This window comes from Mesorhizobium sp. U510, assembly GCF_059180695.1.
Map to the genome: position 1 here is coordinate 676,116 of NZ_CP180532.1, position 14,599 is coordinate 690,714.

Here is a 14,599-nt window from a genome sequence, read left to right on the forward strand (position 1 = left end):
GGGGAACGCCTGGCTACACAATCTCTTGGGATAGCGACGAATTGATCCGCGTTCTGGGCATTGAGACGAGTTGTGACGAGACCGCCGCCAGCGTCGTGGCGCTGGAAGGCGATGCCGCGCCGCAAATCCTGTCCAACGTCGTGCTTTCGCAGATCGAGGAACATGCTGCCTTCGGCGGTGTCGTGCCCGAGATCGCCGCCCGCGCCCATGTCGAGGCGCTGGACGGCATCATCGAGGCGGCGCTGGCCGATTCGGGCACAACCCTTGCCGATATCGATGCCATCGCCGCCACCGCCGGCCCCGGCCTAGTCGGCGGCCTGATCGTCGGGCTGATGACGGCCAAGGCGATCGCCGCCGCCGCAGGCAAGCCGCTGATCGCCGTCAACCACCTCGAAGGACACGCGTTGACGGCGCGGCTGACCGATGGGCTCGAATTTCCCTATTTGCTGCTGCTGGTCTCCGGCGGTCACACGCAGATCCTGGCGGTGCGCGGTGTCGGCGACTATCAGCGCTGGGCCACCACCATCGACGACGCGCTCGGCGAAGCCTTCGACAAGACCGCCAAGATGCTCGGCCTGCCCTATCCAGGCGGACCGAACGTCGAGACGGCGGCTCTATCAGGTGACGCCTCGCGCTTTGCCTTCCCTCGGCCGATGAAGGGTTCGGCGCAGCCCGACTTCTCCTTCTCCGGCCTGAAGACCGCCGTGCGCCAGGCGGCGACCGCGATCGAGCCGCTGAGCGACCAGGACGTCGCCGACATCTGCGCCTCGTTCCAGGCAGCGGTCGCCGATGCGCTGGCCGACCGCGTTTCGCGCGCGCTGGCGCAATTCAGCCAGACATTTCCCGACACGAAAAACCCTGCGCTGGTGGTTGCCGGCGGCGTCGCCGCCAACCGCACCATCAAGGCAACGCTGGAACGGTTGTGCGCCGAGGCCGGTTTCACCTTCGTCGCGCCACCGCTCAAGCTTTGCACCGACAATGCCGCGATGATCGCCTGGGCCGGCATCGAACGGCTGCGGGAAGGCATGGCGCAGGAGAACGGCTTCGATTTCGTGCCGCGCTCGCGCTGGCCGCTGGACAGCATCTCGGCGCCGATGGTCGGTTCCGGCCGGCGCGGAGCCAAGGCATGACTGGTCCAAGCGAGAACAGTCAGGGCATGGCCCGTCCCGGTAAAGGCGGCTGGCAGGTCGCCGTGCTGGGCGGCGGCGCCTGGGGCACGGCGCTGGCGCTGGCCATGCTGCGCGCCGGCCATAAGGTGCGGCTGTTCGCGCGCGATCCGGAAACCGTGGCGGCGATCGGCCAAGGCCAGAATCCGCGCTATCTGCCCGGCATCGCCATTGCGCCCGGCATCGAGGCGACATCGGACATTGCAGCAGCGCTCTCGGGCGCCGATTGCGTGCTGGCGGTGACGCCGGCGCAATCGCTGCGGGCGACGCTGACGGCCGCGAAGGACCATATACCGGGTGGCATCCCGCTTGTTCTCTGCGCCAAGGGCATCGAGCGCGACACCGGCGCCTTGCTGTCGGCAATTGTCGAGGAAATCCTGCCGCGAAATCCGGTTGCCGCACTGTCGGGCCCGAGCTTCGCCACCGATGTCGCCCGCGGCCTGCCGACGGCGGTGGTGGTCGCCGCCCGTGACGAGGCGCTGGCGGTTGACCTTGCCGCCCGCTTTTCCGCCGAAAACCTGCGTTGCTATTCGAGCGACGACCTGATCGGCGTCGAGATCGGCGGCGCCTTGAAGAATGTCTTTGCCATTGCCGCGGGCGCCGTCACCGGCGCCGGGCTCGGCGCCAGCGCCCAGGCCGCCATGGTGACGCGCGGCTTCGTCGAACTGCGCCGCATCGGTGCCGCCTTCGGCGCCAGGCCCGAGACCTTGATGGGGCTTTCCGGCCTTGGCGACCTGTTGCTGACCTGTTCGTCCGCCCAATCGCGCAACTTCGCCTACGGGCTGGCGCTCGGGCAAGGCAAGGCGCTTGCCGGACTGGCGCTGGCCGAGGGCGTGCCGACGGCGGCGATCGCCGCCCGCATCGCCGCCGAGCGCGGCATCGACGCGCCGATCATCGCTGCCGTGGCAGCCATACTGGACGGCACCATCACCATCCGCCAGGCCGTGACGGCCTTGATGACCCGGCCGCTGAAGACCGAAACCAACGATTGATCCCCCAACTTCAACCCCCCAATTTCAATCTCAACGACCAGGAGAAAGACCATGCTGTTTGCTTTTGTTTGCAAGGATAAGCCCGGAAGCCTGCAGGTGCGCCTCGACACGCGGCCCGATCATGTCGCCTTTCTCGAAGGGCTGAATGCGGACAAGAAACTGGCCTTCGCCGGTCCGTTCCTCGATGCCGACGGCAAGCCCAACGGCAGTCTCGTGGTCGTCGAGGCGCCGGATCTGGCCGCGGCGCAGGCCTTGTCGGCCGCCGACCCCTATGCCAAGGCGGGCCTGTTCGAAAGCGTCGAAATTCGCCAGTGGAACTGGACGTTCAACAAGCCGGCGGCTAGTTAATTCCGGTTGCCGGCACCTGGATCGCACGGAGGAGAAACATGAACTACTGGCTGTTCAAATCCGAACCCTCGGTTTTCTCCTTCGAGGCGTTGAAGGCCAAGGGCAAGGCAGGCACGCAATGGGACGGCGTGCGCAACTACGCCGCCCGCAACAACATGAAGGCCATGCAGATCGGCGATCTCGGCTTCTTCTACCATTCCAATGAGGGGCTCAACATCGTCGGCATCGCCGAAGTCTGCGCGCTGGCCCACCCCGACACCACTTCGGATGATCCGCGCTGGGAATGCGTGGACATCCGCGCGGTTCGCGATGTGCCGAACCCGCCGACCCTGGAACAGGTAAAAGCCAATCCGAAGCTTGCCGAAATGGCGCTGGTGCGGCTCGGCCGGCTTTCCGTGCAGCCGGTGACCCCGGCCGAATGGAAGGAAGTCTGCCGCATGGGCGGCCTGACGCCCGCTCCGTGACGGCACTCACCCCGCACGGCGCGAAGCAATTCATCCTCGACAACACGGCGCTGATGGCGCCGCCGCACGTGCCGGAGATTCTGCTGCGCCTCGCCGATGAAGCGCACGATCTGTGGCAGCGGACCGAGGACGAACTGGTCGAGATCGGCCTGCCGCCGCCCTTCTGGGCCTTTGCCTGGGCAGGCGGCCAGGGCCTTGCCCGCTATGTCCTCGACAATCCCGACACGGTGCGGGGCAAGCGCGTGCTCGACTTCGCCTCGGGCTCCGGCCTTGTCGCCATCGCCGCCGCCAAGGCGGGCGCCGCCGAAGTGATCGCCGCCGACATCGACCCGTTCTGCGCCACCGCGATCCGCCTCAACGGCGAGGCCAATGGCGTCGGGATCGGCTTCCTCGGCACGGATTGCATCGGCACCGATGCGGGCTGGGACGTGGTGCTGGCCGGTGACGTTTTCTACGACAAATCCTTCGCCGACCGCCTGATGCCATGGTTTGCGACACTCAAGGCGCGCGGAGCCGAGATCTTCGTCGGCGATCCCGGCCGGTCGTATCTGCCGAAATCGGGGTTGGAGCCGCTTGCAGTCTATGAGGTGGAAGTCACGCGGGCGCTGGAGGATTCCCTGGTCAAGCGCACCACCGTCTGGCGCTTTGCTTGACGCCATCGCCGAAGCGCCTGATACAGAATGCATGCATGTCGCATGGCCTGCATCTGGAGGGGGAAGCTCATGGATTTTTCAGCAGTGAACTGGCTGGCGGTCATTGCCGCCGCCGTCTTGGCCTGGCTGTTCGGCGCCGCCTGGTACATGGTGTTGAGCAAGCCGTGGCTGAAGGCCGCCAAGCTCGATCCGGCGACGATGAAGAAATCGCCGCTGCCTTTCGTCATCAGCTTCGTCGCCGAACTGGTCATGGCCTACATCATGGCGCTGGTGGTCGGGGCGATGACCGGCGGTGAACCGACATTGCTCGCCGGGCTTGTCTTCGGTTTCGTGCTCTGGCTGGGTTTCGTCGCCACGACGCTGTCGGTCAACCATCGCTACGAGAATTTCGGCTGGGACCTGACCCTCATCGACGCTGGCCACTGGCTGGGCGTCTTGTTGATCGTCGGCGCGGTGATCGGCTGGTTCGGCGCCGCGGCAAGCTAAGCCGGCGCATTGTCGATGGCGGACGAGTCCGGATTTCCACGCGACCAGGTGTTCACCCGGATCTGCCACGTCAAGCAAGGCTATGACGACCGGCGCCGCCACATCGTCCGCGAATTCGAGCGGCGCGGCGTGCCGGTCTATTTTTACACGGACTGGGACCAGGCAGACATCACGCCGGAAATCCGAAACGAGCTGGTCGCGCCCGCCCTTACCCACCTGGCGACCGTCTCGCTGGCGCTGAAACATGTCGGCATCTGGCGCGATTTCCTCGAGACCGACCAGCCCTACTGCCTGGTTTTCGAGGACGACGTCTTCCTCGCCCGCGACTTCGTCGCCAAGTTCCGGCAGGGGCTGGCTGAACTCGGCGGCTCAACGCGCAAGGCCGTCATCTATCTCGGCAATGGCAGCAACTACTACACGCCGAGTTGGAAATTGCGGAAGGGCCAGAAGCTTTATCCGGCTCTCCATGCAAGATGCGCCAATTCCTACCTTATCACCCGCCCGGTTGCCGAGGCCCGCTGCGCCTGGATCGCGCAAAACAAGATATCGACGGCGATCGACCACCAGATTGAGCAGATGGACGAGAGGCTCGGGGTTGAGATGCTTTGGTTCGAGCGGCCGATTGCCGAGCAGGGCAGCGAGAACGGCTCATTTCACACCTCCGTCGCCAGCAAAAAGCAGCCGCTTTTCTACAAAAAGCTCAAATGGACCCTGAAGAAGTTCCGACGCATGATCTTCGGCTACAACGCCCGGTCGTGACCGAAAGACAGGCCCGGCAGCCGCCTACACCTTCTCCGTGCCGTGCGTCTTTGCCGCTTCCTCCAGCAGCCACTCACGAAACGCTGCGATGCGGGCGTCGTCCTTCACGGTTTCCGGATAGACCAGGAAATAGGCGAATTCCGGCGCGACCTTGATGCCGAGCTCGAAGGGGCGCACGAGACGCCCCTGCGACAAATCATTGGCGACCATGGCGAAGTCGGCCAGCGCCACGGCATTGCCGTCGAGTGCCGCCTGCGTGGCATCGGTCGAGGAACCGAAGACGAGCGTGCGGCTGTCGTCGAAATCGTCGACGCCGGCCGCCTGCATCCACATGCTCCAGTTCGGCCAGGTGACGCCTTGCCGCGACCAATCGATATGCGCGAGCGTATGCCGGAAGAGATCGCGCGGTTCGTTGAGCGGCGGCCCGGAAGCCAGCAGCGCCGGGCTGCACACCGGGATGATGATGTTGTCGAACAGCCGGTGCGCGCAAAGCCCGGCATATCTGCCGGTGCCGAACCGGATGCCGATATCGACGTCGTCGCGCTCGAAGTCCCTGACATCGTAGGTGATGTCGAAACGCAACTCGATGCCCGGCCTCTGACCGCGGAAATCGTCGATGCGCCGCATCAGCCATTTCGTCGCGAACTGCGCGTCGAGCGTCACCTTCAAGAGCGCCGTGCCGCGCGTCATCTTGTGGGCGCGCGACACCGCCCGGTTGAGCAGGTCGAGCGCATCGATCGACGCCTCGTGAAGCACGTTTCCCGCTTCCGTCAACCGCATGGTGCGGCTGGTGCGGGTGAACAGCACCAGATCAAGCTGATCCTCGATTTCCTTGACCTGATGGCTGACCGCGGCCGGCGTCAGCCCAAGCTCGTCGGCGGCGCGGGTGAAATTGAGGTGACGCGCCGCCGCCTCGAAGGTCCTCAGCGCGCGCGTTCCGGGCAGGAGGCGAGACATCTGATCTCCAAATAAAACTTGATGATCTGAAAAGAACTACTCGTTTCCCGTTTGTTTTTCAATCCGGTATGATCTCGACATCGAGATACCTTCAAACCGGATTTGATATCCGGAGAAACCGGATAAAGCCATGACCGACATCGCTCTGAAGTCCCATACCGCCCTGAAATCATCTCTCCCGCAGTGGCTGCGCGCCACGTTCGACTGGCTGCGCCAGGCCAACGTCGCCGCCAGGCTTCCCTTGGAATCGGTCGACGACCTTTCCGACCGTGAACTGCGCGATATCGGCGGCGAACGCCGCGACATCGCCAGGGCGATGGACCGGGAACTCCGTGAAATCGGACTGCTGGGCACGGGTTGGCAGAAGCGATAGAAAAGGAAGTGGGCAGTAGGGGATAGACGTAGAAAGAGATCCCTACTGCCTACTGCCTACTGCCTACTGCCTACTGCCTACTGCCTACTGCCCATTCCCTACCGCACCACCTTCACCACTGTCCTACCCGACAGCAGCGGCAGCAGCCGGGCCATCGTGCGCGCGGTCACCGCCACGCAACCTTGCGTCGGCGTGAAATCCGGTCGCGCCAGGTGGAAGAAGATGGCGCTGCCGCGCCCGCGGCGGCGCGGCGCGATGTTCCAGTCGAGCACCAGGCAGGCGTCGTAGAGCCGGTCGTCGCGCCGCATGCGCTCATGGCTGGCGCCATAGGGGATCTTGACAGGCCTGTTGTAGTTGCGGTCGTCTGATACCTCGCACCAACCGAGGTCGGGCCCGATCGGCGTCATCGCAAGCCGCGTCCGGCGGCCACCGGCAAACTGATCTCCCCGGAAATAACCCGACAGGATCCGCATCGAGCCGAGCGGCGTGGCGCCATCGCCCTCGCGCTTGTCGGCCGAGATGCCGCCACGCCCGAGCGCGCAGGCAAACACGGTTTTTCCGGCCTGCAGCAGGCCCTGGCTGGGGTGGCCGGGCCTTGCCCGCACGGTCAGCACACGCAGCCGTTTCGGCAAAATTGCGCCGGCTGCATTGCGATCGCGTTTTTTCTTGTATGATCGTGCCACGGAACAAATCACTGTGATCGGCTATTGTGTCGGCCAGCTTCCGCATAAATACGCAGCGGTCAACTGAATTTCATTTTCAAAACAACGGATTGATCCATGACTTCACGCACCATCCTAATCGTCGACGACGACGACGACCTGCGCGGCACACTGGTCGAGCAACTCGCCCTCTACGAGGAATTCGACGTGCTGCAGGAAGCGACTGCGGCAAAAGGCGTCACGGCGGCACGCGGCGGCCTCATCGACCTGCTCATCATGGATGTCGGCCTGCCCGACATGGACGGCCGCGAGGCCGTCAAGATCCTGCGCAAGGGCGGCTACAAGGCGCCCATCATCATGCTGACCGGCCACGACACCGATTCGGACACGATTCTGGGTCTCGAGGCCGGCGCCAACGATTATGTGACCAAGCCGTTCCGCTTCGCGGTGCTGCTGGCGCGCATCCGTGCCCAGCTGCGCCAGCACGAGCAGAGTGAGGACGCCACCTTCTCGGTCGGCCCCTACACCTTCAAACCCAGCCAGAAGCTGCTCATCGACCCGCGTGGCGGCAAGGTGCGGCTGACGGAGAAGGAAGCCTCGATCATCAAATATCTCTACCGCGCCGACCAGAAGGTGGTGACGCGCGACGTGCTGTTGGAGGAAGTCTGGGGCTACAATTCCGGCGTCACCACGCACACGCTGGAAACCCATGTCTACCGGCTGCGCCAGAAGATCGAGCGCGATCCTTCCAATGCGGAAATTCTTGTGACAGAAAGCGGTGGCTACAAGCTGGTTCCTTAAACATTTCATTATCCAATAAGCGGTCTGGGCGGGACCGCTTTCGGGTGCGATCCTGTTGGAGGGGATTAAGGATCAACTCGTGAAGGAGGGATTGGACTGACCGTTCGGGGACGCAGCTAGAGATGGCGTTGGATGACGACATCCGCATTCTGTCCGCCGTGAGGCTCTTCCAGGGTTTCACGCAGGAACAGCTGCGCCTGCTCGCCTTCGGCGCCGAGACCACCCTGCTGCAGGCCAACCACAAGCTCTACCGCGAGGACGACGAGGCCGATTCGGCCTATATCGTGGTCAGCGGACGCATCGTGCTCTATCGCGAGCAGAGTGGCGAGCGTATCCCGATCGGCACCGCCGGCCCCGGCACCATGCTCAGCGAACTGGCATTGATCGCCGACACCAATCGGCTGACCAGCGCGTCGGCCGAAATCGATTCGGAAGTGATCCGGCTCAGCCGCAAGATGTTCCGCCGCATCCTCGAGGAATATCCGGAACTGGCGGTGAAGCTGCACCAGCGCATCTCCGAGGAATTCCAGGACATGATCCGCCGCATCGAGGAACTGGCGCCACGGTTTTCGGGTAGGTGAGAGTCGCGAATGGACTTCCGGCTTGTTCGAGCCACCGAAAATGACCTGCCCTTCATCATGGCCACCGAACGGCGCGCAGGCTACGATGCCTTTGTCGGACGCTGGGATGAGCCATGTCATCGCCAAGCCTTTGCCGACGGCACCCACGCCTATTTCGTAGGGATCGAAGGCTCGGCGCCGATCGGCTTCGTGATCTTGCGCGGTTGGGCTTCTGCCGAACGTGTGACACTGGTCAAGCGCATTGCCGTTGTCGCGCCGGGCCAAGGCCAGGGCCGAATGCTGCTGGCGGCAGCGATTGACCGGGCCTTTGTCGAAACCGACGCCTATCGGCTATGCATCAGCCTCTTTCCGGACAACCATCGCGCGCGGCGCGCCTACGAGGCTGTTGGATTCACAGCCGAAGGTATTGCGCGAGGAAGCGCGTTTTTCAATGGCGTGCACCGCGACGAACTGGTCATGGCGCAGCTGCGGCCGGAATGGGAACGTCGAGCAGGGACGCCGGCCTAAGGTGTGTTGAGATTCAGGTCAGGCCGAGCCGAAAATGGTGGCTTTCGAGAACCGGAGCGGAGCGTACTTTTGGGTACGTGAGCACCGGAAGCGCAGGAAGCCGCTATTTGCAGGCCGGCCTCACCTGAATATCGACATACCTAATCCAGGTCGAAGCGCGCGATGACAGGAACATGGTCCGACGGCCGCTCCCAGCCGCGCGCCGCGCGCAGTATTTCGTAGCCGGCGAAATCAGGCACCAGATTGGGCGACGACCAGACATGGTCGAGCCGCCGGCCCCGGTTCGATGCTTCCCAGTCCTGCGCGCGATAACTCCACCAGGTGTAGAGCTTCTGGTCTAGTGGCACGTTGTGCCGCATCAGGTCGACCCAATTGCCGGCGAGCCGCATCGCCTCGAAGTTTTCGGTCTCGACCGGCGTGTGGCTGACCACATTGAGCAATTGCTTGTGCGACCAGACGTCGTGCTCGAGCGGCGCGATGTTGAGATCGCCGACCAGCACCGAGGCGGACACCTCTGTGTGCTCGGCGCGAATAGCGTTCATCTCGGCGACGAAATCGAGCTTGTGCTTGAATTTCTTGTTGATTTCGGGATCGGGCTCGTCGCCGCCCGCCGGAACGTAGAAATTGTGCAGCAGGATCGTCTTGCCGCCGGCGCGCACCGTCACCGACAGATGCCGGCTGTCCTCGATCTCGCAGAAGCGGCGCTTTTCGACCACCTCGATCGGCCGCCGCGCCACCGTGGCGACGCCGTGATAGCCCTTCTGGCCATGGAAGGCGATGTGCTGGTAGCCGAGCCTGCGGAATGCCTTTTCCGGGAACAGCTCGTCGGGAACCTTGGTTTCCTGCAGGCAAAGCACGTCGGGCGCGTACTCGTCGAGCAGTCGCTCCACGATCGGCATGCGCAGACGAACCGAATTGATGTTCCAAGTGGCGACGGAAAAGGGCATTTGGCAATCCGGACAGCGTGCAGCCAGCCAGGATCGATAGGCCCTGACGGAGAAGACGCCTTTTGAGGGAGTCAGTCCGGAAACTGCCAGCCGCGGGCAGCAAAGACAAGCCGGGCGCCAGTTATTGATCTCGGCGCCCCTCATTGGCCTGCCGGGCATTTCTCCCCGCAAACGGGGAGAAAGAAACTGGTTTCAGCGCCGCCGCCGCAAACTTGCCGTAGCGACGGGAGCTATCTTGTCTTGGTGTTCAGCTCGCGGTTCGCCGTATAGTCGATGGCGAAGGTGTCGGGCGCGAAGCTGACGCCTTCCTTGGTGTTGAAGATCATCACCGTGGTGTCCTTGCCTTGCGCGTCGGTGATCGTCCACTGGCGCAGATCATAGGTTTTCGGATCGAACATCATGGTGATGCGCGCATTGCCGAACACCGACTTGTCGGAAAGCTGGATGGTGGTGAGGTCGTCTTCTTCCTTGACGCTCTTGACGCGGTCGCCGGAGAGGTCGATCCGGTCATCGAGCAGCAGCTTCAGCGGCGTCTTCGACAGCGGATAAAGGTCCGATGTGTTCATTTTCTTGTTGAGTATGACCACCGACTTGCCGTCGGAGATCACCTTGAAATTCGACGCTCCATCATAGTTGAAGCGGATCTTGCCCGGCCGCTCGAGGAAGAATTTGCCGCCGGTCTGCTCGCCCTTGGGGCCAAACTGCACGAATTCGCCGCTCATCGATTTGACCGAGGAAAAATGGTCGGCGATCTTCTGCGCGGCGGCGGGCACGGCCGCCTGCGCCGAAGCCAGCAGCTCGAACCCGGGCACCACGTTGAAGGCGGCTGCACCCGTAGCGACAAGGCCGAAGCCGAGGAGCTGGCGGCGGGTCGGGGCAAAATCGCTGAGCTTGGAAAGATCGTTTTTCATGTCGGTCACTCTCGTGGTGATTCCTGTATCTGTCGCTGTCCTGAACCCCCAGTTGGGCTGAAGTTTGGCGGGGCGAACGCTGCTTGGTTGCTGAACGCGCCAGAGGGTTCAAAGTTGCCGTGAGCTCCCCGCCATCAGAACTTGTCGTCCTCGGTCGGCACCAGGATTTCGCGTTTTCCGGCATGGTTGGCCGGGCCGACGATGCCTTCCTTTTCCATCTTCTCGATGATCGAGGCGGCGCGGTTATAGCCAATGCCGAGCCGGCGCTGGATGTAGCTGGTCGACGCCTTGCCGTCGCGCAGCACCACCGCCACCGCCTGGTCGTAGGGGTCGTCGGAATCCTCGAAATTGCCGCCGCCACCGCCGCCGGAGCCACCGCCCTTGCCGGACGGCTCGTCCTCATCCTCGTCATCATCCTCGGTGATGGCGTCGAGATATTCGGGCACGCCCTGCAGCTTCAGGTGCCCGACGATCTTCTCGACCTCGTCGTCGGAGACGAAGGGGCCATGCACGCGCTGGATGCGGCCGCCGCCGGCCATGTAGAGCATGTCGCCCATGCCGAGCAGCTGCTCGGCGCCCTGCTCGCCCAGAATGGTGCGGCTGTCGATCTTCGATGTCACCTGGAAGGAGATGCGGGTTGGGAAGTTGGCCTTGATGGTGCCGGTGATGACGTCGACCGACGGACGCTGCGTCGCCATGATGACATGGATGCCGGCGGCGCGCGCCATTTGCGCCAGGCGCTGCACCGCGCCCTCGATGTCCTTGCCGGCGACCATCATCAGGTCGGCCATCTCGTCGATGATGACGACGATGTAGGGCATCGGCTCGAGATCGAGGTCCTCCGTCTCGTAGATCGCCTCGCCGGTCTGGCGGTCGAAGCCGGTCTGCACGGTGCGCGAGATTTTTTCGCCCTTTTTCTCAGCCAGCTGGACCCGTGCGTTGAACCCGTCGATGTTGCGCACGCCGACCTTGGACATCTTGCGGTAGCGGTCCTCCATCTCGCGCACGGTCCATTTCAACGCCACCACCGCCTTCTTCGGATCGGTGACGACCGGCGTGAGCAGATGCGGGATGCCGTCATAGACGGAGAGTTCCAGCATCTTCGGATCGATCATGATCAGCCGGCATTCCTGCGGTGTCAGCCGGTAGAGCAGCGACAGGATCATGGTGTTGATGGCGACCGACTTGCCGGAGCCGGTGGTGCCGGCGACCAGCACGTGCGGCATCTTGGCGATGTCGACGATGACGGCCTCGCCATTGATGGTTTTGCCCAGCGCCAGCGCGAGCTTTGCCTTGGTCGTCTCGAAATCGCGGCTCGCCATGATCTCGCGCAGATACACCGTCTCGCGCTTGGCGTTCGGCAATTCGATGCCGATGGCGTTGCGGCCGGGCACCACGGCGACGCGGCAGGCGATCGCGCTCATCGAGCGGGCGATGTCGTCGGAGAGGCCGATGACCCGCGACGATTTGATGCCGGGCGCGGGTTCCAGCTCATAGAGGGTGACGACGGGACCCGGGCGCACGGCGATGATCTCGCCCTTGACGCCGAAATCCTCCAGCACGCCTTCAAGCAGACGCGCATTCTGTTCCAGCGCATCCTTCGACAGGCTCGGGTCACGTGCGACGTTCTTCGGTTCGGACAGGAAATGCAGCGACGGCATTTCGAACTTGTCGGAGCCGATCAGCGAGGTCTGCGCCTCGCGTTGGACGCGTGCGCCAGGCGCCGGGCGCGGCGCCGGCGCCTCGACGCGGGTGGCGGCATCCGAACGGAACTGCTGCACCTTGGCCGTTGGCGCCGCACGGCGCTGGGTGACGGGCTCCTCGTCGAAATCCATGTCCTCGTCGTCGCGGTCGAAGATGTCGTCATCGTCCGGATCGACGGATACGCTGCGGTCATTGACCATGGCGGCGAAGAATTCCGGCTCGACGCGGGCGCGGCCATCCGGGCTCATCCGTTGCTCGGCGAATTCGGCCAATTCGACGCGCTCGGCGGCACGCCGCCAGGCGCTGGGGCGCGGCTCCATCTCCGGCTCGTACTCGTCGCGTTCCTGCCTGCGGCGCACCGCGCGGCGATGCATCCACGCGCGCAACGACAGCCACCAATGGGTGATGGCGCCGAGCGCCAATATGCCCTCGTCGCCCTCATCCTCTTCATTGTCGAACAGAAGATCGTCCTCGCGCGGGTCCGCGGCCGCCGGCTTTTCCATCACGGCGAAGCCGTTCTTGCGCCCGATCAGCGCCGAGCCATAGGCGAACAGCCAGAGCGCCGGCACGGCCAGCAGCACGGCGAGCACGCTGGCGATCAGCCCGGTCGGATAGCCGCCGATCAGCACGCCGGGAATCTTGAGCACCATGTCGCCAAACACGCCGCCGAGGCCGGTGGGCAGCGGCCAGGTCTTGGGCGGAACGATGCAGCCGGCGATGGCGGCGGCGAGCAGCGCGAAGCCGAACCAGAACAGCCCGCGCTTGGGCAGCCTGTCGACGCCGCGCGCCGAAAACAAGAGATACCCCCAGATGACAGCCGGAACCAGCGCCGCAACCGCGGCAAGGCCAAAGAACTGCATGGCGAGGTCGGAGAAAACCGCGCCGGCATAGCCCATGGCGTTGGTGACGGTGTTGTTGGTGGCGTGCGAGAAGCTTGGATCGGCAACGTTCCAGGTGGCGAGGCTGGCAACCCCGAAGGCCACAGCCAGAAACATGCCGGCGCCGACCAGCCGGCCGACCTGGCGCCGCGCGAAAGCCTGGATGCCGTGCCCCGTATCGGTCATCGCGAGCGGTGCTGAAGCCCCTGAACGCATGCTCTTCCCCGTCAGTGATTGCCTGGCCCTAGCGCATGACGCACTCCGGCAGATTCGGATGCCAGACTATCGGTGGGAAGGTTAAGGGGGCATTAACTATAAGAGGTTGAGATCATCAAACTCGTCACTTCAGGTTGCAGCGGAAGCGGGCGGGATGTGCAATGTCGCCGTGCGGCCACCGGGGTGGATAGAGGCATGCGGTCTATCTTCCTTCGCGGGGCGGCCCTGGCCTGGGCAGGGCTTAGTCTCCTGCTTGCTGCGCACTGGTTTGTCGAACTCGGGATGGTGGGCTTTCCGGATGGTCACGTGACGCCCTTTGCCAGGGCGACCGGCCCGCTCCTGCACCTGCTCGCCTCCGCCTGCCTGATACAGGGCCTGTATTTTCTGTACAGGGCTCTCTTCGGCAAGGCATTTGGGGTGCCGGGTCTAGGCCTGCAAATTCTGATTGCGGCCGTACTGACGGTGGCGCCGACGTTGATTGTCCGCAATTGCCCCCGTTCCCAGATGTGCAGCAGTGCCTATGAGGCGCTGACAAACACCATGATGGACGACGGCACCGGCGGATAGACTCCGCCATCGGACGGGCATCGGGAACGCCTGCGGTCTCCGCCAAGGCGTACCGGCAAACGAAACAATGGCGGGCACCTGGACCCGCCATCGTTTCGCTCGACAACAAAAGGATCGGGCCTTCTGCCCGATCCCGCGCGATCACTTGTGACCGGCGTACATCATCAGGTTGGCGCAGAATTCGGCGTGAGGCTTGCTCATCGCTGCGTCCTGGCACTCCTTCATCATCTGGTCCTGCTTGTCCTTGGCCGTCGAGGCCCAGGCTGCCTTGAAATCCGCCTCGGACTTCATGGTCTTCATGCCGGCATCGGTGAAGAACGGCGCCATATTGTCAGGCTCGTCGAGCGCGCCAGCAAGCGCAACGCCGCCGACCATCGACAGAGCCAGTGCTCCCAGGAAGATGTTCTTGATGTTCATCAGTTGGTTCCTTCCCTGTTGGTAGCGAGCACCAGAACGGCGCTCGCACCTCCAGTACGGAGCCGGGAGGCTCTATGTTTCTTCTCGTTGGCTGATCACGCGAACGTGATCGCATCGAAAAACGATTCCTCCTTCTTCTTTTCGAAGCGTTCGATTTTCCAAAAAAAGAGGCCCGAATTGCTTCGGGCCTCAATGCGTGAGCCTCTTTCG

General features: G+C 63.7%; 18 protein-coding genes. 12 read left to right on the plus strand and 6 right to left on the minus strand.

Annotated elements, in window-relative coordinates; all coding sequences use genetic code 11:
* Positions 1-44 precede the first annotated feature (44 nt).
* The 7 genes from tsaD (at position 45) to ACLGL5_RS05230 (ending at position 4,868) form a co-directional block, all read left to right on the plus strand.
* On the plus strand, positions 45-1,130 hold the full coding sequence (gene tsaD, locus ACLGL5_RS05200) for a tRNA (adenosine(37)-N6)-threonylcarbamoyltransferase complex transferase subunit TsaD (protein ID WP_494372947.1): 1,086 nt from the start codon (positions 45-47) through the stop codon (positions 1,128-1,130).
* Positions 1,127-2,158: an NAD(P)H-dependent glycerol-3-phosphate dehydrogenase gene (locus tag ACLGL5_RS05205; RefSeq protein WP_069090483.1), complete on the plus strand. Its 1,032-nt coding sequence runs from the start codon at positions 1,127-1,129 to the stop codon at positions 2,156-2,158. Before tsaD ends, ACLGL5_RS05205 begins: the two co-directional genes overlap by 4 nt.
* 51 nt (positions 2,159-2,209) lie before the next feature.
* Positions 2,210-2,506 carry a YciI-like protein gene (locus ACLGL5_RS05210; RefSeq protein ID WP_069090484.1) on the plus strand — a complete coding sequence of 99 codons (297 nt, stop codon included), beginning with the start codon at positions 2,210-2,212 and terminating at the stop codon, positions 2,504-2,506.
* A gap of 38 nt (positions 2,507-2,544) precedes the next feature.
* The gene (locus tag ACLGL5_RS05215) at positions 2,545-2,970 is read left to right on the plus strand and encodes an EVE domain-containing protein (protein WP_019861976.1); all 426 of its coding nucleotides are present in this window, start codon (positions 2,545-2,547) and stop codon (positions 2,968-2,970) included.
* On the plus strand, positions 2,925-3,623 hold the full coding sequence (locus ACLGL5_RS05220) for a class I SAM-dependent methyltransferase (RefSeq protein WP_441938901.1): 699 nt from the start codon (positions 2,925-2,927) through the stop codon (positions 3,621-3,623). The genes ACLGL5_RS05215 and ACLGL5_RS05220 overlap by 46 nt, the downstream gene beginning before the upstream one ends.
* Positions 3,624-3,692: 69 nt before the next feature.
* Complete coding sequence (locus tag ACLGL5_RS05225) at positions 3,693-4,109, plus strand: DUF1761 domain-containing protein (protein WP_069090485.1); 417 nt, start codon at positions 3,693-3,695, stop codon at positions 4,107-4,109.
* A gap of 15 nt (positions 4,110-4,124) precedes the next feature.
* On the plus strand, positions 4,125-4,868 hold the full coding sequence (locus ACLGL5_RS05230) for a glycosyltransferase family 25 protein (protein WP_494372881.1): 744 nt from the start codon (positions 4,125-4,127) through the stop codon (positions 4,866-4,868).
* A 24-nt stretch (positions 4,869-4,892) separates the two neighbouring features.
* Here the strand turns inward: ACLGL5_RS05230 and gcvA are convergent, their stop codons facing one another.
* A complete protein-coding gene (gene gcvA, locus ACLGL5_RS05235; protein ID WP_019861981.1) occupies positions 4,893-5,825 on the minus strand; it encodes a transcriptional regulator GcvA in 933 nt (310 codons plus the stop codon).
* Between the two features lie 130 nt (positions 5,826-5,955).
* On the opposite strand from gcvA, the gene ACLGL5_RS05240 reads away from it, so the two are divergent.
* Positions 5,956-6,198, plus strand: coding sequence for a hypothetical protein (locus ACLGL5_RS05240; protein WP_038650500.1), 243 nt, complete (start codon positions 5,956-5,958; stop codon positions 6,196-6,198).
* Positions 6,199-6,296: 98 nt separating this feature from the next.
* Here ACLGL5_RS05240 and ACLGL5_RS05245 read toward each other — a convergent pair whose 3' ends face one another.
* On the minus strand, positions 6,297-6,833 hold the full coding sequence (locus tag ACLGL5_RS05245) for a L,D-transpeptidase family protein (RefSeq protein WP_223217913.1): 537 nt from the start codon (positions 6,831-6,833) through the stop codon (positions 6,297-6,299).
* A 144-nt stretch (positions 6,834-6,977) separates the two neighbouring features.
* On the opposite strand from ACLGL5_RS05245, the gene ACLGL5_RS05250 reads away from it, so the two are divergent.
* From ACLGL5_RS05250 to ACLGL5_RS05260, 3 genes are all read left to right on the plus strand, one after another.
* Positions 6,978-7,661 (plus strand): response regulator transcription factor, encoded by a 684-nt coding sequence (locus tag ACLGL5_RS05250; RefSeq protein WP_010912284.1) that lies wholly within the window; start codon positions 6,978-6,980, stop codon positions 7,659-7,661.
* A 122-nt stretch (positions 7,662-7,783) separates the two neighbouring features.
* Complete coding sequence (locus ACLGL5_RS05255; RefSeq protein ID WP_069090486.1) at positions 7,784-8,242, plus strand: cyclic nucleotide-binding domain-containing protein; 459 nt, start codon at positions 7,784-7,786, stop codon at positions 8,240-8,242.
* Between the two features lie 9 nt (positions 8,243-8,251).
* Positions 8,252-8,749, plus strand: coding sequence for a GNAT family N-acetyltransferase (locus ACLGL5_RS05260; RefSeq protein ID WP_069090487.1), 498 nt, complete (start codon positions 8,252-8,254; stop codon positions 8,747-8,749).
* A gap of 140 nt (positions 8,750-8,889) precedes the next feature.
* Here ACLGL5_RS05260 and ACLGL5_RS05265 read toward each other — a convergent pair whose 3' ends face one another.
* The 3 genes from ACLGL5_RS05265 to ACLGL5_RS05275 form a co-directional block, all read right to left on the minus strand.
* Positions 8,890-9,696 (minus strand): exodeoxyribonuclease III, encoded by an 807-nt coding sequence (locus ACLGL5_RS05265; RefSeq protein WP_038650507.1) that lies wholly within the window; start codon positions 9,694-9,696, stop codon positions 8,890-8,892.
* Between the two features lie 230 nt (positions 9,697-9,926).
* Complete coding sequence (locus ACLGL5_RS05270; protein ID WP_027047537.1) at positions 9,927-10,607, minus strand: outer membrane lipoprotein carrier protein LolA; 681 nt, start codon at positions 10,605-10,607, stop codon at positions 9,927-9,929.
* Positions 10,608-10,741: 134 nt separating this feature from the next.
* Positions 10,742-13,405, minus strand: a complete 2,664-nt coding sequence (locus ACLGL5_RS05275) for a DNA translocase FtsK (RefSeq protein ID WP_494372882.1) — start codon at positions 13,403-13,405, stop codon at positions 10,742-10,744.
* A gap of 195 nt (positions 13,406-13,600) precedes the next feature.
* Here ACLGL5_RS05275 and ACLGL5_RS05280 point away from each other — a divergent pair, with 195 nt between their 5' ends.
* On the plus strand, positions 13,601-13,972 hold the full coding sequence (locus tag ACLGL5_RS05280; RefSeq protein WP_069090489.1) for a hypothetical protein: 372 nt from the start codon (positions 13,601-13,603) through the stop codon (positions 13,970-13,972).
* 141 nt (positions 13,973-14,113) lie between these two features.
* Here the strand turns inward: ACLGL5_RS05280 and ACLGL5_RS05285 are convergent, their stop codons facing one another.
* Positions 14,114-14,389 (minus strand): hypothetical protein, encoded by a 276-nt coding sequence (locus ACLGL5_RS05285; protein ID WP_019861990.1) that lies wholly within the window; start codon positions 14,387-14,389, stop codon positions 14,114-14,116.
* Between the last annotated feature and the right edge of the window lie 210 nt (positions 14,390-14,599).